Below are 17,809 nucleotides of genomic sequence, written 5' to 3' on the forward strand. Positions count from 1 at the left end.
ATCAGGCCCTCTTCAGCGCGTTAACGTGACGCAGAAAGTCCTGCCGCACCTCGTTGCTCTTGTAGTTCACCGAGGCGTTCCCGTCCTGGTCGATGATGATGCGGTCGCCATCTTCCACGGCTTCAATAATTTCCTGCTGACTCATCACCTGCAGTAAGGATTCCGGGCTTGAGAACAGGGAGAGAAAGAAACGTTTCATGTCAGGCATCCTTATGAATAAAAAGGATAAGCCTGGAAGATGACCGCTGAATTTGCCTTAAGGATAACCTGAAAGTAAGTGAAAGCCGGGTGGCGGCTATGCCTTACCCGGCCTACAAAACCTTCAAGTGAATGAGATTTCAACCTATTGATATTTATGAGTAATAAAAAATAAATTCGCACAAACTTGGACAAATAACGTTAATTGTGTAAGTTTTAATTATGCGATTACGCCACGTTGTTTACAGCCAGGATGTGACCCATGAGCACTTTGCCCTCTGTCGTGAGTCGGTTTGTCGAGTACTACGCCGCACTGGATAGCCAGCCGCCGTCCGCGCTGGCGGGGCTTTATCATTCGAATGCCACGCTTATCGATCCCTTCGGTGAGCACAACGGTATTTTTGCGCTTCAGCGCTATTTCACCCATCTGCTGGCCAACGTCGAGAACTGCCGTTTTTCTATCGATCCGCCGCTGTGCAGCGGGAACCGATTTGTTGTCACCTGGGTGATGCACTGGTCGCATCCGCGCATTGCCGGAGGCGAACCGCTCGATCTGCCGGGGTGCTCGGTGGTGGAGACGGAAAACGATCTCATCACGCGCCAGCGGGACTACTACGATGCGGGAGAGATGATCTACGAACATCTTCCTCTGCTGGGCTGGGCGGTTCGCGGCGTGAAGCGGAGGGTAAAATCATGAAGACGGTGTTGATTACCGGCGCAAGCTCGGGGATTGGCGCCGGGCTGGCGAAATCCTTCTCTGCTGACGGCTACCATGTGATTGCCTGCGGGCGCGATCCAGCGCGTCTGGAAGCGCTGCATCAGATCTGCCCCAATCTCACCGTGCGCCTGTTCGATATGACGGACAGGGACGCCTGTCGCCAGGCGCTGACCGGCAGCCACGCCGACCTGATCATTCTCTGCGCGGGTACCTGCGAATACCTCGACGGTGGCGTGGTGGATGCGGCGCTGGTGGAGCGGGTCATGAACACCAATTTCCTTGGGCCGGTGAACTGCCTTGAGGCGCTACAATCGCAGCTGGTTGCCGGTAACCGTGTGGTGCTGGTGAGTTCGATGGCGCACTGGCTGCCTTTTCCCCGTGCAGAGGCCTACGGCGCGTCCAAAGCGGCGCTGAGCTGGTTTGCCGAGAGCCTGCGCCTGGACTGGGAGCCAAAAGGGATTGCCGTCACGGTTGTCTCTCCGGGCTTTGTCGATACGCCCCTGACGCAAAAAAACGATTTTGCCATGCCGGGCAGGGTGACCGTCGACGAGGCGGTCAAGGCGATCCGTATCGGACTGGCGGCCGGGAAAATGCACATCGCGTTTCCGTCCGGGTTTGGCTTCATTTTGCGGCTGCTTTCCGGGCTGCCTGCGTTTCTTCAGCGCACGCTGCTGCGCAGGATGGTGCGTTCATGAAAATTGCGATTATCGGCAGCGGCATTGCCGGGCTGACCTGCGCCTGGCGCCTGGCCGGACACCATCAGGTGACCCTGTTTGAAGCGGGATCGACGCCGGGCGGCCATACCGCAACGGTTGACGTGACGACGCCACAGGGTACATACGCGATCGATACCGGGTTTATCGTCTACAACGACCGTACCTACCCGCGCTTTATGGGCCTGCTCAGCGAGCTGGGCATCAGCGGGCAAAAAACGCAGATGAGCTTTTCGGTGCACGACCCCGCGACGGGGTTTGAGTACAACGGCCACACGCTGACGTCGTTGTTTGCCCAGCGTCGAAACCTGGTGAATCCGGCATTCTGGCGGCTGCTGGGCGAGATCGTTCGCTTTAACCGTCTGGCAAAACAGGCGCTGGACGGGGAAGTGGATCCGAACGCCACGCTGCAGACGTTTCTGGACCAGCACGGCTTCACGCCGTTTTTTGCGCGCCACTACATTCTGCCGATGGGGGCCGCCATCTGGTCATCGTCGCTGCAGGAGATGACGCGCTTCCCGCTGCCGCTCTTTTTACGTTTCTTCCAAAACCACGGTCTGCTTGATATCACTCATCGCCCGCAGTGGTACGTGGTGCCGGGCGGCTCGCGGGAGTATATCCGCGCGATGCGGGACAAATTGGGGGATCGGCTGACGCTGCATCTCAATTCGCCGGTTCAGCGGGTGAGCCGCCACGAGCGCGGGGTCACGCTCCAGCTCGAAAACGGCAGCCATACCTTCGATCAGGTGATATTTGCCTGCCACTCCGCTCAGGCGCTGGCCATGCTTGACGACCCGACCACCGCAGAGCGCGAGGTGCTGGGCGATATCGGCTGGCAGCGCAACGAGGTTGTGTTGCACAGCGACCCGCGCTGGCTGCCGGTGCGGCCGCGCGCCTGGGCGAGCTGGAACTACCGCCTGAGCGAGCAGGCGCAGGCCAGCGCCTGTGTCACCTACAACATGAATATCCTGCAGGGGCTGCCTGCGGGCAGCCCGCTGTTCTGCGTCACCCTGAACCCGGACGCGCCGGTTGATGAGCGCTTTGTTCTGCAACGCTTCGTTTATGAGCATCCGCTGTTTAACCCGCAAAGCTGGCAGGCGCAGGCGCGGCGCGGCGAGATCAACGGCCACCGGCGGAGCTGGTTCTGCGGAGCCTACTGGTACAACGGTTTTCATGAGGACGGGGTGCGCAGCGCGCTGGACGTGGTCAATGCGATAGCGGCCGGGGAGGGGAACTGAGATGAACAGCTGCCTTTACCACGGCGTATTACGCCACCGCCGCCTGCAGCCGAAAACCCATGAATTTCGCTACAGCGTGTTTATGGCCTGGCTGGATCTCGATGAGCTGCCGCTGCTCTCGTCCGTCGGTGTGCGGCGCAATCGCTTTGCTGCCGCCTCTTTCCATGACGCGGACTATCCGCTCGGCACGCCGCTTAAAGAGAACGTGCTGAGCAGGCTGGAGAGCCTGACCGGGGAACGTCCGGACGGGCGGGTCATGCTCCTGACGCAGCTGCGCTATTTCGGCTTTCATTTCAATCCGGTCAACTTTTACTACTGCTATGACGGGAGGGGAATCCTGCGCTGGCTGCTGGCGGAGGTCCGCAACACGCCGTGGAACGAACGTCATTATTACGCGGTCGACGGGCAACATGCCCAGCCTACGGAAAAAGCGTTTCACGTTTCCCCCTTCAACCCGATGGACATGATCTACCACTGGCGCTTCAACGACCCGGATAACACGCTGCATATGCACATTGAAAATCATCAGGAGGCGAAGGTGTTCGACGCCACGCTGGCGCTGCGCCGGGAGCCTCTGACGCGCCCCGCGCTGCGTTCGCTGCTCCTGCGCATCCCGCTTATGACCCTGAAAACCGTTTTCGCCATTTACTGGCAGGCGCTGCGCCTGTGGCTCAAGCGCGTGCCGCTGTATAACCATCCCGTCAGCAGGAGTGAACGCTCATGACCGATCCCGTCTTTGCGTTAGAACCCGATATCCCGCGCAACGTGCGCCTTGCGCGCTGGCTGCTTTTTCGTCTGTTAAGCGGTATCCGCGGCGGCTCGCTCACGCTGCGAGAAGGGGCGCAGACCTTCCATTTTGGCGAGACATCCTCCACGCTGCATGCCGACGTGCAGATCCTCACGCCCACCGTCTACTGGCGCGTCTTAACGGGCGGGAGCCTTGCCGCGGCAGAAGCCTGGATAGACGGCGAATGGGAAACTACGCACCTTACGCCGCTACTGGAACTTCTGGCGCTCAACGGCGAGGTGCTTGGCCGTCTGGAAAACGGGTTCCGTCTGTTCGGCAGGCCGCTGGAGCGGCTACGCCACTGGACGCGACGAAACTCTCGCGCGCAGGCGCGTGAAAATATTGCCGCCCATTACGATCTGGGTAACACCTTCTATGCCCATTTTCTGGATAAGGAGCTCCTCTATTCCAGCGCCTTGTTTACAGAGGACGAGCAGGATCTCACGGCGGCCCAGCAGGCCAAAATGGCGCGTCTGTGCGAACAGCTGGCGCTGACGCCGGGCGATCATCTGCTGGAAATTGGCACTGGCTGGGGGGCTATGGCGGAATACGCGGCCCGTCATTATGGCTGTCGGGTGACCACCACCACGCTATCGCAGGAGCAATACGTCTGGGCGACAGAGCGGATCGCCCGCGCCGGACTGCAGGATCGTGTCGATGTGCTGCTCTGCGACTATCGCGACCTCACCGGGCAGTACGACAAGCTGGTCTCGATAGAGATGATCGAAGCCGTCGGGCAGCGCTATCTGCCCACGTTCTTCCGTACCTGCCAGGCGCGGCTGCGCCCGGGAGGACGCATGGCGATTCAGGCCATCACCATTCAGGACCAGCGCTATCGCGACTACTGCAAAAGCGTCGATTTTATCCAGCGCTACATTTTCCCCGGCGGCTTCCTGCCGAGCATCACCGCGATGAACGATCTGATGACGCGCCACACCGATTTCGTGGTGCGCAATCTGTTCGACATGGGGCCGGACTACGCCCGCACGCTGGCGCACTGGCGACAGCGCTTTGTCCACGCCTGGCAGGAGATTGAAAAGCTCGGCTTTGATGAGCGGTTTCGCCGCATGTGGCTGTACTACTTTGGCTACTGCGAAGCCGGGTTTAACGCCCGCACCATCAGCGTGGTGCAGCTGACCGCCGAGCGCGTATGAAACGATATCTTCAGGTCTTTCTGCTGGCCGTCGCGTTCGATCTTTACTGGACGCTGGTGGTGCTCTTTCGCGAAAAGGGCCTGATTATCTGGCTCGCGCTGGCGATCCTGGCGTGCCTGCTCTTGCCGTCTGTATACCGTTTTTACGCCATCGGGCTGGCCGCGGCAGGCAGTTTGCTGGATACGCTCTGGGCGCTGACGGGACTGATAGCCTTCACGGGCGACTCCCTGATGCCGCTATGGATGGTGGCATTGTGGCTGATGTTCGCCACCGTCTGGACGCAGCTTACGCGCACCACCACGTTGCCCGGCTGGCTGCTGACCCTGCTGGCCGCCGTGGGAGGCCCGGTGGCGTACCTGATTGGCGAGCGGCTGGATGCCATCACATTTCTGGAGCCGACTTTTATCGTCGTCAGCTGGATGGCGCCGGGTTGGCTGGTGTTGATGCTGTTTTTCCACCTGTTGATGGGGAGACAAAAATGAGAGCTGCGATTTTGCTGCTTTGGCTGATCGCCATGCCTGCGGCCCAGGCCGCCGACTGGCTGGCGTGGCGTAAGGTGGGTGATGCCACGCTCACCTGGGGGCCGTTCACCGTCTATACCTCCCAGCTGCGTACGCCGGACGGGCGTTACGGTCGGGAGAACCAGGATCAGGCGCTGATAATTACCTATGCGCGCGACATCGATCGCGATGAGCTGGTCGAGGCGACCCGCGACCAGTGGCAGGCGCAGGGGATCCTGGCGCAGGAACCGCAAAGCGAAGCCTGGCTGCGGATGCTCCGGTCGCTGTGGCCGGATGTTCGACCGGGCTCACAGCTGGCGTTTGTCCTTGATGACCAGCAGGGGCAGTTCTGGTACCGCGATCCGACCCTTCAGAAAACCTTTATTCCCCTGGGACCACGCCAGTCAGAAGCGTTCAGTACCCGTTTTCTGGCCATCTGGCTGGCTCCCCGTACGCAATATCCTGAGCTGCGTCAGCAGTTAATCGGAGGCCAAAAATGAAACGTTTCCTGATGATGGTGCTGGCATTAACGATGCTGCTGGCGGGCTGTAGCACAGAGGTGACCGAGTACCGCCACCAGCAGCCGCGGCTGGATATCTTCCACTTCTTCCAGGGCAAAACCGAAGCGTGGGGGATGGTGCAGGATCGCAGCGGCAAGCAGATCCGACGTTTTCACGTTGAGATTGCCGGGGACGTTATCGGCGATACGCTGACCCTGAACGAGCACTTCGTTTACGACGACGGCGAGAAGCAGCAGCGAGTCTGGCATATCCGGCGCCTGGGGAACGATCGCTATGAGGGCACGGCGGGGGATATCGAAGGGGTAGCGACGGGGCAGGCCGCAGGCAACGCGTTCAACTGGCATTACAGCATGAACGTGAAGGCCAACGGCAGCACCTGGCTACTGAACTTTGACGACTGGATGTACCTGCAGGATGAGAACCATCTGTTTAATAAAACCGAGATGAAGAAACTGGGCGTCACCGTCGCCACGGTGACGCTGTTCTTTACCCGTAAAGAGTGATGATACGAGCAGTGAACAATCCCCTCGCCCCTATGGGGAGAGGGTTAGGGTGAGGGGAACATACGGCTAAGGTGGTATTTCCGTTCACTTTATGTTCCTTGCTACTCTGTAACGACATGACCGGTGAACGTGCCAGGGTGGCTCAGTCGCCACCACCCTGGCGACCCGGGCTCCCGGCGGTAAATCGCCGCTTCGCGGTACCCTCAGCTTATTCCTTCAGGCTATCGGGTCGGGCATGAGCCTGCATCCCTGCAGGCCACGCCCTCTCGGCGCATCCCTGCGCCTCGCCCCGGCCTTACGGAAACGCTTCGGCGATTTACAGCCGGACCAGGGCATGGCTGCAAGTAATTGCTTCACTTTAAAAAAACTTAATCGCTTTCGGTAAAAATTTTCTGGGGAGCCCTCAGTCCGAAAGATGCGATCTCATGTCCTGTCGGTGCGGGTTTTACTACCCGAGTAAATAAAGACAAGCGCAATCCCCAGGCAGACTACCGCCCCCAGACGACTCGTTGAAAAGGGAATGGCGGGGTTACCCAGCCAGCCAAAGTGATCAATCAACATGCTCATGGCGAGCTGGCCAAAGATGACCGCCACCGTCGCGACGGCGGTGCCGATGCGCTGCACCGCCACGACCATAATCACAATATAAGGCACGCCAAACATTGCCCCGAGAAGCTGCCATTTCGGCACGTCCAGCAGGCTGACGGCCTGCTTAGGCTCAAAGAAGAAAATCAGCAGGGCTGTCACCAGCGCGCCGACGGAGAAGGTCAGAAACGCGCTTTTAAATACCCCCACGCTGCTGCCGAGCTGGCCGTTAATGGCAGCCTGAATGCTCAGCGTTGCGCCGCCGCAGACGGCCAGAAGAATCATAATCAGTGTCATACGTTACCCCTGCGCGACCAGAACCAGTGCCGCAATAATGAACCCCAGTGCAATAATGCGCTTTGCGTTTATCTTCCTGTGCGGCGAACCCAGCAGACCATAATGATCAATGATCAGGCTTTTAAAGACCTGGCCGGCCAGAATGCCAATCATGGTCATGGCGATGCCGATGGTGGGTGTCGCCACGGTCAGGATGACCACATATACCGGACCGAGCACGCCGCCGAGCAGCTGCCAGCCGGGCTGTGCGAAAAACGACGGACTGTTGCGCGGGCTGAAAAACAGCATCAGCAGAAACGTTAGCGCGGCACCGACGCCGAAAATGCTGAACGTCGCCCATAAATCCCCGACCTTTCCCCCCAGCGGTCCCAGCAGGCCCGCCTCGACGGAGAGGCCCATCCCGCCAGCAATCACCAGTAAAATCAAAACAAACTGCATTCTTCTTCCTCCGTTTTCAGGCGAAGAAGATTACGTGGGTTGTTCAATGAGAAAAATGCCATAATGCAGTAAACACCTTTGCGAGAAATGCATTAATGGTTGACGCCAGCAACATCAACATCCGCGCGCTGCTGATCTTTATCGACGTGTATGAAGCGCAGAACTTCTCCGTCGTGGCGCGACGACAGGGGATATCGGCCTCGCAGATATCGCGTGTGATCCACCAGCTTGAGGATGCGCTCGGGCAGCAGCTTTTCTATCGCAATACGCGGGCCGTCATTCCCACGGAAAGCGGTCATCTGTTTATCCGTTACGCCCGGTCAATGGCGGAAAACCTGGAAGAGGCGCGCCGGGAGCTGGACGCGCGTGCGGTGGAACCGTCCGGTGCGATCCGCATTAACGGACCGGTATTTTTCGGCCAGAAGCATATAGCTCCAGGACTTCCCGGCCTGTCAGAACGCTATCCTCGCCTGAACGTAGAGCTGACGTTGACCGATGATTTTATTGACCCCCACCGGGATGCGGCAGACCTTATCTTCCGCATTGGCGTGCTGACGGACTCCTCGTTTCGGGCGCGGGTGTTCGGGCAGCAGGTGTATCATCTGGCCGCGTCGCCAGATTACGTGCGTAGACACGGTGCGCCTGAAGGGCCGGACGATCTGAATCGCCATCACTGTCTTGTCTATCGTGGATCGTCAGGGCCTAACCGCTGGCTGTTGCGAAGTGCGGGCGAGGCGTGGATGCACTATCCCGTGACGCCATTGATGACCTCGAATAATGCGGAAGCGCTGCTGGCTGCGGCGCGGGGCGGGATGGGGATTGTGCTGTTCCCGGACTGGCTGGTGAGCGAGCCGCTCCAGCGCGGTGAGCTGATTCCGCTCCTGCCCACGCTGGAGTGTGCCATCAATACGGAACAGCAGGCGATCGCGGCGATCTACCCCGATGCCCGACATCCGCCCCTGAACGTCAGGGCGGTGATTGATTATTACGTCGAGCGTTTTGGTACGCCGCTTTACTGGCAAAGGTAAGGGGATTACGCGCCAAGCTCTTTGCGGATAATCTCCGCGCCCGCGCTTAAGGCTCTCAGCTTGCCGTTGGCCACCTGACGGGAGAGGGGAGCCATGCCGCAGTTGGTTGACGGATACAGCTTGTCGGCGTCGACAAACTGCAGCGCTTTACGCAGCGTATCGGCCACTTCCTCTGGCGTTTCAACCGTGTTGGTTGCTACGTCAATCGCGCCAACCATCACTTTCTTGCCGCGGATCAGCTCAAGCAGATCCATCGGCACGCGGGAGTTGTGGCACTCCAGGGAAATGATGTCGATGTTAGAGGTCTGCAGCTTAGGGAAGGCCTCTTCGTACTGGCGCCACTCGGATCCGAGCGTCTTTTTCCAGTCGGTATTGGCCTTAATGCCGTAGCCGTAGCAGATGTGGACCGCGGTCTCGCACTTCAGCCCTTCAATGGCGCGCTCCAGCGCGGCGATGCCCCAGTCGTTGACCTCATCAAAAAAGACGTTAAACGCCGGTTCATCGAACTGGATAATATCCACGCCTGCGGCCTCTAACTCTCGCGCTTCCTGGTTGAGGATTTTGGCGAATTCCCAGGCCAGCTTTTCGCGGCTTTTATAGTGCGCGTCGTACAGGGTGTCGATCATGGTCATTGGCCCCGGCAGGGCCCATTTGATCGGCTTGTCCGTGAGCTGGCGCAGGTATTTTGCATCGTCGACGAAGACCGGTTTCTGGCGCGCGACGGCGGAGACCACGGTAGGCACGCTCGCGTCATAGCGGTTACGAATGCGCACCGTCTGGCGGTTCTCAAAATCGACGCCGTTCAGGTGTTCAATAAAGGTGGTGACGAAGTGTTGGCGGGTCTGTTCCCCGTCGCTGACGATATCGATTCCCGCACGGATCTGCTCATCCAGAGACAGGCGCAGCGCATCCTGCTTGCCCGCCAGCAGTTCCTGATCCTGCAATTTCCAGGGTGACCATAGCGTTTCAGGTTGCGCAAGCCAGGTCGGCTTTGGCAGGCTGCCAGCCGTTGAAGTCGGGAGCAATGTTTTCATAATAAAAGACCTTTTTTGATGTATTAAAGCGTGTAGTTATCAGACCACTGCTCAAGAATGTGTTTGTAAGGCTTAATGAAGTACTCTTCGGTAAATCGACCCTGTTCAATCGCCAGACGGCTTCGCTCTTCCCGGTCATACACAATTTTGGTTAATGAGTGATCCTGCTGGTTCAGATCCGGTCGGTAGCACAGTCCGGCCGCCGAGTTGGCGTTATAAATTTCCGGGCGATAGATCTTCTGGAACGTCTCCATCGTGCTGATGGTGGCGATCAGTTCCAGATCGGTGTAGTCGCTCAATAAATCCCCGGTAAAGAAGAACGCGAACGGCGCCACGCTATGTTCCGGCATGAAGTAGCGCACGTTAAGGCCCATCTTCGCGAAGTACTGTTCCGTGAGCGATTCGCCATCCGGCTGGTACTCAACGCCCAGCACGGGGTGCTGATTACCGGTGCGGCGATAGGTATCTTTGCTGGAGACGCTCAGGCAAATCACCGGTCCTTTTGTGAAGTTCTCTTTGTACTCCGGTGAACTCACAAAATGGCGGAAGATATTGCCGTGCAGTTCGCCAAATTTTTCCGGAATGCTGAAGTGCTGCTGGTTCTTGTTGTGCTCCAGCAGCAGGACGCTGAAATCATAATCCCGCACGTAAGACGAGAAGTTATTCCCGACGATGCCAGGGATACGCTGGTTGTTTTTCTTGTCGACAATGGTGGTTTGCAGTATCTCAATGGCCGGGAACGGCTTTTCCGCGCCAATATTCAAATCGACAGAGATGATTTCAAGCTCAACCGCATAGCGATCGGCGTTTGGGTTATCCCAGCGCGCTAAAGCGTTAAAGCGGTTGTTGATCATCACCAGCGTATTGCGCAGGTTTTCCTGACGCTTTTCCCCGCGGGCCAGGTTGGCGAAGTTGGTGGTCGTACGCGTATTTTCTGACGGGTTGTAATTCTCATCGAAGCAACTGCGCTTAAGGGTATATGTGAAAGCTTTGCTCATTGTGGTTATGCATCCTAAGTTCATGTTGCTAAGAAGTTACCAATGCATAATTTATGCCTGAGCCCGTGGCGCAGGGGAAGTGACTTAATTTCAATGCAACATGAGGGAAGTTCATGAAGTGTAACGCTTGAGGTGTCGCTGCCTTCTTGCCGGGTGACGCTGCGCTTACCCGGCCTACGATTCTGCTAATGTCGCACTCTTTCCTCAATTCCCGCTATAATCCCCAAAATTTCCAACCGGTTTAGAAACAATCATGACAAAACTCACCTTACAAGAGCAGATGCTGAAAGCGGGCCTCGTCAGCAGCAAGAAAGCGGCGAAAGTGCAGCGTACGGCAAAGAAATCACGCGTTCAGGCGCGTGAGGCTCGGGAAGCGGTAGAAGAGAACAAGAAGGCGCAGATCGAGCGTGATAAGCTGCTGAGCGAGCAGCAGAAGCAGGCCGTACTGGCGAAAGAGTTTAAGGCGCAGGTGAAGCAGCTGATTGAGATGAACCGCATCACCGTGGCGAAAGGCAACATCACCTTTAACTTCACCGACGGCAATGTGATCAAGAAAATCGAGGTGGACAAACAAACCCAGGCTCAGTTGATCAACGGCCGTCTGGCGATTGCGCGCCTGGTGCTCAATGCTAACGGTGACTGCGACTACGCGATCATTCCGGCAGTGGTGGCCGATAAAATTGCCCAGCGCGATGCCGACAGCATCGTGTTAAACAGGGCGCTCAGCCAGGAAGAGCAGGACGAAGACGATCCGTACGCGGACTTCAAAATCCCTGACGATTTGATGTGGTAAACCGCGTTCAGAACGGGGCGGCGTGACGGGCGTTAACCGGCTCGCCGCTCACGGGATGAATAAAATTCAGCTCGCAGGCATGCAGCATCAACCGGGGCGTTTCCTCAGCACCCGGCACGTCAAGACCGCCATACAGATCGCAGCCCAGAATCGGGTGTCCCAGCTGCTGGCAGTGAATACGCAGCTGATGGGTTCGCCCGGTCTCCGGGATCAGTTTCACCCGCGTTAACGGTAATCCCGCCCCCTGATAAAACCGTTCCACAACCTGGTAGCGGGAGCGGGCGGGTTTACCGGTAATGGCGCAGATCGACATCAGCGGGAACAGCGCCGGGTCTTTGGCAATCGGCGCATCAATAACCCCTTCATCATTTTTCACGTGGCCGCAAAGCAGGGCGCAGTAGACTTTCTCCACGTTGCGCTGGCTAAACTGCTGGCACAGTGCCGCGTTGATGGCCTTATTACGCGCAACTACCATCAGCCCGGACGTACCAAAATCCAGACGGTGCACCAGCGTGCAGCCCGGGAACGTCTGAACCAGACGATAATGGACGGAATCAAGGTTTTGCGGATTTTTGCCCGAGAGGCTGAGCAGGCCGGAAGGCTTGTCGATCAGCAGCAGATGTTCATCCTGCCAGAGGATCTGAATGTCATCGTGACACGGTGGGGCAATAAAAGAATCAATAATCGCAGACATCAGGCCGCCCGGCTGGAGAGTGGGAGCGGATGATAACGAAATGCGGGGAAAAGAAAAACCCTCCCACCGGGCGGTGAGAGGGTGAAGTCTTACGCTGCAACCAGGCTGTCGATGGCGGCTTTCGCGTCGGTCTGCGCTTTGGTCGCCACTTCAGGACCGTAAGCGATACCTTCCGCGAACACGAAGTTCACGTCAGTGATGCCGATGAAGCCCAGGAACAGGCTCAGGTACGGCGCAACCAGGTCGGTTGGGGTGTCTTTATGGATACCGCCACGGCTGGTCAGTACGATCGCACGCTTGCCTTTCACCAGACCTTCCGGGCCGTTCTCGGTGTAACGGAAGGTTACGCCAGCGCGCGCCACCAGGTCGAAGTAGTTCTTCAGCTGGGTTGGGATGTTGAAGTTGTACATTGGGGCGTTGATGACGATAACGTCATGCGCCTGCAGCTCAGCAATCAGCTCGTCGGACAGGGCCAGGGCTTCCTGCTGGCGTGGAGACAGCGGTGCATCGCTTGGGCGCAGCGCGCCAACCAGCTCGCCATCCAGCACAGGAATTGGGTTTGCAGCCAGGTCACGCACGGTGATTTCGTCCGCAGAATGCTGTTCACGCCACTGTTCAACGAAGTAATCAGACAGCTGACCAGACTGAGAGTACCCTGCCAGAATACTGGATTTCAAAACTAATACTTTGCTCATGGGTGATTCCTGTTGTTGCATTTGATTGAAGGGGGTTGCCCCGTTGCTTGTTGACACTCTATTCACAATCCTGCCACAGAGATAGCGCAATATATCGAAGCCTATGTTCGAATTTTTTGAATAAGGCGCGAAAGGCGTCAGTGTGGTACTCTATAGCAATCATTAAAAAGAGAGTTTATCAGGGCGTGTACGGCCCTTTAACGCTATGACAGAACAACAAAAATTCACCTTCCCGATGCTCCTGCAACAGCTCGATTCTCTGACGCTGCGCGACAAACAGCGCTTCGCCCGCCGTCTGCACGGCGTCAAGAAGGTTAAAAATCCTGATGCACAACAGGCCATTTACCAGGAGATGGCGAAAGAGATTGAACAGGCAGCAGGGAAGGTTGTGCTGCGCGAAGCTGCGCGCCCGGCGATTACCTACCCGGAAAACCTGCCCGTCAGCCAGAAGAAACAGGACATTCTTGAGGCCGTCCGCGACCACCAGGTGGTGATTGTCGCGGGTGAAACCGGTTCGGGGAAAACCACCCAGCTGCCGAAAATCTGTATGGAGCTGGGCCGCGGGATCAAAGGCCTGATTGGCCACACCCAGCCGCGTCGTCTGGCGGCGCGCACCGTTGCCAACCGTATTGCCGAAGAGCTGCAGACGGAGCCGGGCGGCTGCATCGGCTACAAGGTCCGTTTCAGCGATCACGTTAGCGACAACACCATGGTCAAACTGATGACCGACGGTATTCTGCTGGCGGAAATCCAGCAGGATCGCCTGCTGATGCAGTATGACACCATCATCATTGATGAAGCGCACGAGCGCAGCCTGAACATCGACTTCCTGCTCGGCTACCTGAAAGAACTGCTGCCGCGTCGCCCGGATCTGAAAGTGATCATCACCTCCGCGACCATCGACCCGGAGCGCTTCTCGAAGCACTTCAACAATGCGCCGATTATCGAGGTGTCAGGTCGCACGTATCCCGTGGAAGTGCGCTATCGCCCGATTGTGGAAGAGGCGGATGATACCGAGCGCGACCAGCTGCAGGCCATTTTTGATGCCGTTGACGAGCTGGGTAACGAAAGCGCGGGCGACATTCTGATCTTCATGAGCGGCGAACGCGAAATCCGCGATACCGCCGATGCGCTCAGCAAGCGCGACCTGCGCCACACCGAGATCCTGCCGCTGTACGCCCGCCTGTCCAATAGCGAACAGAACCGCGTCTTCCAGCCGCACAGCGGACGCCGCATCGTCCTGGCGACCAACGTGGCGGAAACCTCGCTCACCGTGCCGGGCATTAAATATGTGATCGATCCGGGGACGGCGCGCATCAGCCGCTACAGCTACCGTACCAAGGTCCAGCGGCTGCCGATTGAGCCCGTTTCGCAGGCGTCTGCTAACCAGCGTAAGGGCCGCTGTGGCCGCGTGTCGGAAGGGATCTGTATTCGTCTCTATTCCGAAGACGATTTCCTGTCGCGCCCGGAGTTTACCGACCCGGAAATTCTGCGCACCAACCTGGCGTCCGTTATCCTGCAGATGACCGCCCTGGGGCTGGGCGACATCGCGGCGTTTCCGTTCGTCGAGGCGCCGGACAAACGCAATATCCAGGACGGCGTGCGTCTGCTGGAAGAGCTCGGGGCGATCACCACCGACGAGCAGGCGACGGTCTACAAGCTGACGCCGCTGGGTCGCCAGCTCAGCCAGCTGCCGGTCGACCCGCGTCTGGCACGCATGGTGCTGGAAGCGCAAAAACACGGCTGCGTGCGCGAGACGATGATCATTACCTCGGCGCTCTCCATTCAGGATCCGCGCGAGCGTCCGATGGACAAACAGCAGGCGTCGGACGAAAAGCACCGTCGCTTCCACGACAAAGAGTCCGATTTCCTCGCCTTTGTGAACCTGTGGAACTACCTCGGCGAGCAGCAGAAGGCGCTCTCCTCGAATCAGTTCCGCCGTCAGTGCCGCGTAGATTTCCTCAACTACCTGCGCGTGCGCGAGTGGCAGGATATCTACACCCAGCTTCGCCAGGTGGTGAAAGAGCTGGGCATTCCGGTCAACAGCGAACCGGCGGAGTACCGCGAAATCCATATCGCGCTGCTGACCGGCCTGCTGTCGCACATCGGCATGAAGGACGCGGAGAAGCAGGAATATACCGGCGCACGTAATGCGCGTTTCTCTATCTTCCCCGGTTCCGGCCTGTTCAAGAAGCCGCCAAAGTGGACCATGGTCGCGGAGCTGGTGGAAACCAGCCGCCTGTGGGGACGCATTGCCGCGCGTATCGATCCGGAATGGGTGGAGCCGGTGGCGCAGCATCTGCTTAAGCGCTCGTACAGTGAACCGCACTGGGAGCGCGCGCAGGGCGCGGTGATGGCGACCGAAAAAGTGACCGTTTACGGCCTGCCGGTCGTCGCCGCGCGTAAGGTCAACTACAGTCAGATCGATCCGGCCCTGTGCCGCGAGCTGTTTATCCGCCACGCGCTGGTGGAGGGCGACTGGCAGACGCGCCACGCCTTCTTCCGTGAAAACCTGAAGCTGCGTGCTGAAGTGGAAGAGCTGGAGCATAAATCGCGCCGCCGCGACATTCTGGTGGATGATGAAGCGCTGTTCGAGTTTTATGACCAGCGCATCAGCCACGACGTCATCTCCGCTCGCCATTTCGACAGCTGGTGGAAGAAGGCCAGCAAAGAGACGCCGGACCTGCTCAACTTTGAAAAGAGCATGCTGATTAAAGAAGGCGCGGAGTCGGTCAGCAAACTCGACTACCCGAACTTCTGGCATCAGGGCAACCTCAAGCTGCGTCTGACCTATCAGTTTGAGCCGGGGGCAGACGCGGACGGCGTGACCGTCCACATTCCGCTGCCGCTGTTAAACCAGGTGGATGAGAGCGGGTTCGAGTGGCAAATCCCCGGCCTGCGTCGCGAGCTGGTGATTGCGCTGATCAAATCCCTGCCGAAACCGGTTCGCCGCAACTTTGTGCCTGCGCCAAACTACGCGGAAGCGTTTTTGGGCCGCGTCACACCGCTGGAGCTGCCGCTGCTGGACGCGCTGGAGCGTGAGTTCCGCCGAATGACCGGAACGACCATCGACCGCGACGACTGGAACTGGGATCAGGTGCCCGATCACCTGAAAATCAGCTTCCGCGTGGTGGACGATAAAAATAAAAAGCTGCTGGAAGGGCGTTCCCTGAGCGAGCTGAAAGAGGCGCTGAAAGGCAAAGTCCAGGAGACGCTGTCTGCGGTGGCCGACGACGGCATCGAGCAGAGCGGGCTGCACATCTGGAGCTTTGGCCAGCTTCCGGAAAGCTACGAGCAGAAGCGCGGCAACTATAAGGTGAAAGCCTGGCCTGCGCTGGTGGACGAGCGCGACAGCGTGGCGATCAAACTGTTTGATAACCCGCAGGAACAGCAGCAGATGATGTGGCGCGGGCTGCGTCGCCTGCTGCTGCTCAACATCCCGTCGCCGATCAAGTATCTGCATGAGAAGCTGCCGAACAAGGCCAAGCTGGGGCTCTACTTTAACCCGTACGGCAAAGTGCTGGATCTGATTGACGACTGCATCTCCTGCGGCGTGGACAAACTGATCCACGAGGCGGGCGGCCCGGTCTGGACGGAAGAGGGCTTTGCCCAGCTGCATGAAAAGGTGCGCGCGGAGCTGAACGACACCGTGGTGGAGATTGCCAAACAGGTCGAGCAGATCCTCACCACCGTGTTCAATATCAACAAGCGTCTGAAAGGGCGCGTGGATATGACCATGGCGCTGGGGCTGTCTGACGTGAAGGCGCAGATGGCGGGGCTGGTTTACCGCGGCTTTGTCACCGGCAACGGATTCAATCGTCTTGGCGATACGCTGCGCTATCTGCAGGCGATTGAAAAACGGCTGGAGAAAATGGCTATCGACCCGCACCGCGACCGTGCGCAGATGCTGAAAGTGGAGAGCGTGCAGCAGGCGTGGCAGCAGTGGCTGAACAAGCTGCCGCCAGCGCGCCGCGACGATGAAGACGTGCAGGCGATCCGCTGGATGATCGAGGAGCTGCGCGTCAGCTTCTTTGCCCAGCAGCTCGGTACGCCGTATCCGATTTCGGATAAGCGTATCCTGCAGGCGATGGAGCAGATTTCCGGTTAAACCCTTGCCCGGTGTCGCTGCGCTTACCGGGCCTACGGGAGAACGGGTAGGCCGGGTAAGGCGTAGCCGCCACCCGGCTGGTTATCGTTCTACAATCGCCAGCGTAAACCCATCCCAACCCTTAATCCCCACCGTTTGCAGCGCGGTGGCGGTTAAGCGCGGGTTATCCCCCATCATCTCAATAAAACGCCGCACGCCCAGCACGCGCGCGTCGTCGCTTTCCCCGTTGATTACCTCGCCGTCACGAACCACGTTATCGCCGATAATTACCGTGCCGGGGCGGGAGTAGTGCAGCGCCCATTCCAGATAGCCGGGATTGTTTGGCTTATCGGCATCAATAAAGATCAGGTCGAACGGCGGAACCTCACCGAAATTCTCCAGCGAGCTCAGGGCCGGGCCTTCAATTAATTCAATACGTTCGTCTAGCCCCGCGAGGTGAATATTCTGGCGGGCAACCCCGGCATGCGTCGGATCGGCCTCAAGCGTAATCAGCTTACCGTCCGGCGGCAGCGCACGCGCCATCCAGATTGAGCTGTAGGCACCCAGCGTCCCAATCTCAAGAATGCGTCTTGCCTGCGTCATGCGCACGAACAGCGCCAGCAGCTGCCCCTGATTGGCCGCGACATCGTGTTCGGGTAGTCCGGCGCGTTTGTTGTTTTCCAGCACCTGATGCAGTACGTCATCGTCAGGAATCAGCGAAGAAATCATGAAATTATCAACTGCAGACCACTGTTGTTGCATAGATTGTCTCCTGAGGGGGAATCGCCGGGTGGCGGCTGCGCCTTACCCGGCCTACGTGACGAAATC

General features: G+C 58.3%; 19 protein-coding genes. 11 read left to right on the forward strand and 8 right to left on the reverse strand.

Annotated elements, in window-relative coordinates; translation table 11 throughout:
- Position 1 precedes the first annotated feature (1 nt).
- Positions 2-199 (reverse strand): hypothetical protein, encoded by a 198-nt coding sequence (locus tag ACMGGU_RS08780; RefSeq protein WP_008502331.1) that lies wholly within the window; start codon positions 197-199, stop codon positions 2-4.
- Positions 200-460: 261 nt separating this feature from the next.
- Here ACMGGU_RS08780 and ACMGGU_RS08785 point away from each other — a divergent pair, with 261 nt between their 5' ends.
- Genes ACMGGU_RS08785 through ACMGGU_RS08820 form a run of 8 tightly spaced genes read left to right on the forward strand, consistent with a single transcriptional unit; the run spans position 461 to position 6,332 of the window.
- Positions 461-895, forward strand: a complete 435-nt coding sequence (locus tag ACMGGU_RS08785; protein ID WP_045910466.1) for a nuclear transport factor 2 family protein — start codon at positions 461-463, stop codon at positions 893-895.
- Positions 892-1,611, forward strand: a complete 720-nt coding sequence (locus tag ACMGGU_RS08790; RefSeq protein ID WP_420300437.1) for an SDR family NAD(P)-dependent oxidoreductase — start codon at positions 892-894, stop codon at positions 1,609-1,611. Before ACMGGU_RS08785 ends, ACMGGU_RS08790 begins: the two co-directional genes overlap by 4 nt.
- Positions 1,608-2,867, forward strand: a complete 1,260-nt coding sequence (locus tag ACMGGU_RS08795) for an NAD(P)/FAD-dependent oxidoreductase (RefSeq protein ID WP_420300438.1) — start codon at positions 1,608-1,610, stop codon at positions 2,865-2,867. Before ACMGGU_RS08790 ends, ACMGGU_RS08795 begins: the two co-directional genes overlap by 4 nt.
- Before the next feature lies 1 nt (position 2,868).
- Positions 2,869-3,591 (forward strand): DUF1365 domain-containing protein, encoded by a 723-nt coding sequence (locus ACMGGU_RS08800; protein WP_111966722.1) that lies wholly within the window; start codon positions 2,869-2,871, stop codon positions 3,589-3,591.
- Positions 3,588-4,808: a class I SAM-dependent methyltransferase gene (locus ACMGGU_RS08805; protein ID WP_420300439.1), complete on the forward strand. Its 1,221-nt coding sequence runs from the start codon at positions 3,588-3,590 to the stop codon at positions 4,806-4,808. The genes ACMGGU_RS08800 and ACMGGU_RS08805 overlap by 4 nt, the downstream gene beginning before the upstream one ends.
- Positions 4,805-5,290 carry a DUF2878 domain-containing protein gene (locus tag ACMGGU_RS08810; protein ID WP_262789767.1) on the forward strand — a complete coding sequence of 162 codons (486 nt, stop codon included), beginning with the start codon at positions 4,805-4,807 and terminating at the stop codon, positions 5,288-5,290. The genes ACMGGU_RS08805 and ACMGGU_RS08810 overlap by 4 nt, the downstream gene beginning before the upstream one ends.
- Positions 5,287-5,808, forward strand: a complete 522-nt coding sequence (locus tag ACMGGU_RS08815; protein WP_048030580.1) for a hypothetical protein — start codon at positions 5,287-5,289, stop codon at positions 5,806-5,808. The genes ACMGGU_RS08810 and ACMGGU_RS08815 overlap by 4 nt, the downstream gene beginning before the upstream one ends.
- Positions 5,805-6,332: a DUF3833 domain-containing protein gene (locus ACMGGU_RS08820; RefSeq protein WP_045910473.1), complete on the forward strand. Its 528-nt coding sequence runs from the start codon at positions 5,805-5,807 to the stop codon at positions 6,330-6,332. The genes ACMGGU_RS08815 and ACMGGU_RS08820 overlap by 4 nt, the downstream gene beginning before the upstream one ends.
- Before the next feature lie 423 nt (positions 6,333-6,755).
- Here the strand turns inward: ACMGGU_RS08820 and ACMGGU_RS08825 are convergent, their stop codons facing one another.
- Complete coding sequence (locus tag ACMGGU_RS08825; protein ID WP_229225826.1) at positions 6,756-7,214, reverse strand: DMT family transporter; 459 nt, start codon at positions 7,212-7,214, stop codon at positions 6,756-6,758.
- 3 nt (positions 7,215-7,217) lie between these two features.
- Entirely contained in the window at positions 7,218-7,652 is a 435-nt protein-coding gene (locus ACMGGU_RS08830; RefSeq protein WP_045910475.1) for a DMT family transporter, read from the reverse strand.
- A 95-nt stretch (positions 7,653-7,747) separates the two neighbouring features.
- On the opposite strand from ACMGGU_RS08830, the gene ACMGGU_RS08835 reads away from it, so the two are divergent.
- Positions 7,748-8,680 carry a LysR substrate-binding domain-containing protein gene (locus ACMGGU_RS08835; RefSeq protein WP_420300440.1) on the forward strand — a complete coding sequence of 311 codons (933 nt, stop codon included), beginning with the start codon at positions 7,748-7,750 and terminating at the stop codon, positions 8,678-8,680.
- A 5-nt stretch (positions 8,681-8,685) separates the two neighbouring features.
- Here the strand turns inward: ACMGGU_RS08835 and ACMGGU_RS08840 are convergent, their stop codons facing one another.
- A complete protein-coding gene (locus ACMGGU_RS08840) occupies positions 8,686-9,714 on the reverse strand; it encodes a methionine synthase (RefSeq protein WP_262749542.1) in 1,029 nt (342 codons plus the stop codon).
- 23 nt (positions 9,715-9,737) lie between these two features.
- Positions 9,738-10,712 carry a DUF1852 domain-containing protein gene (locus ACMGGU_RS08845; protein WP_048030569.1) on the reverse strand — a complete coding sequence of 325 codons (975 nt, stop codon included), beginning with the start codon at positions 10,710-10,712 and terminating at the stop codon, positions 9,738-9,740.
- A gap of 253 nt (positions 10,713-10,965) precedes the next feature.
- Between ACMGGU_RS08845 and ACMGGU_RS08850 the strand changes: the two genes are divergently transcribed.
- Positions 10,966-11,505, forward strand: coding sequence for a DUF2058 domain-containing protein (locus ACMGGU_RS08850; protein WP_420300441.1), 540 nt, complete (start codon positions 10,966-10,968; stop codon positions 11,503-11,505).
- Between the two features lie 7 nt (positions 11,506-11,512).
- Here the strand turns inward: ACMGGU_RS08850 and ACMGGU_RS08855 are convergent, their stop codons facing one another.
- On the reverse strand, positions 11,513-12,199 hold the full coding sequence (locus ACMGGU_RS08855) for an RluA family pseudouridine synthase (protein WP_420300442.1): 687 nt from the start codon (positions 12,197-12,199) through the stop codon (positions 11,513-11,515).
- Positions 12,200-12,288: 89 nt separating this feature from the next.
- Entirely contained in the window at positions 12,289-12,894 is a 606-nt protein-coding gene (gene azoR / locus ACMGGU_RS08860) for an FMN-dependent NADH-azoreductase (RefSeq protein ID WP_008502313.1), read from the reverse strand.
- A 205-nt stretch (positions 12,895-13,099) separates the two neighbouring features.
- On the opposite strand from azoR, the gene hrpA reads away from it, so the two are divergent.
- Positions 13,100-17,002 (forward strand): ATP-dependent RNA helicase HrpA, encoded by a 3,903-nt coding sequence (hrpA, locus tag ACMGGU_RS08865; RefSeq protein WP_248221346.1) that lies wholly within the window; start codon positions 13,100-13,102, stop codon positions 17,000-17,002.
- Between the two features lie 81 nt (positions 17,003-17,083).
- On the opposite strand, the gene ACMGGU_RS08870 is transcribed toward hrpA, so the two are convergent.
- Positions 17,084-17,743, reverse strand: a complete 660-nt coding sequence (locus ACMGGU_RS08870) for an O-methyltransferase (RefSeq protein WP_223540455.1) — start codon at positions 17,741-17,743, stop codon at positions 17,084-17,086.
- Positions 17,744-17,809: the final 66 nt, after the last annotated feature.

It is taken from the genome of Enterobacter sp. BNK-8 (assembly GCF_048685095.1).
Taxonomy (GTDB): Bacteria; Pseudomonadota; Gammaproteobacteria; order Enterobacterales; family Enterobacteriaceae; genus Enterobacter; species Enterobacter quasiroggenkampii.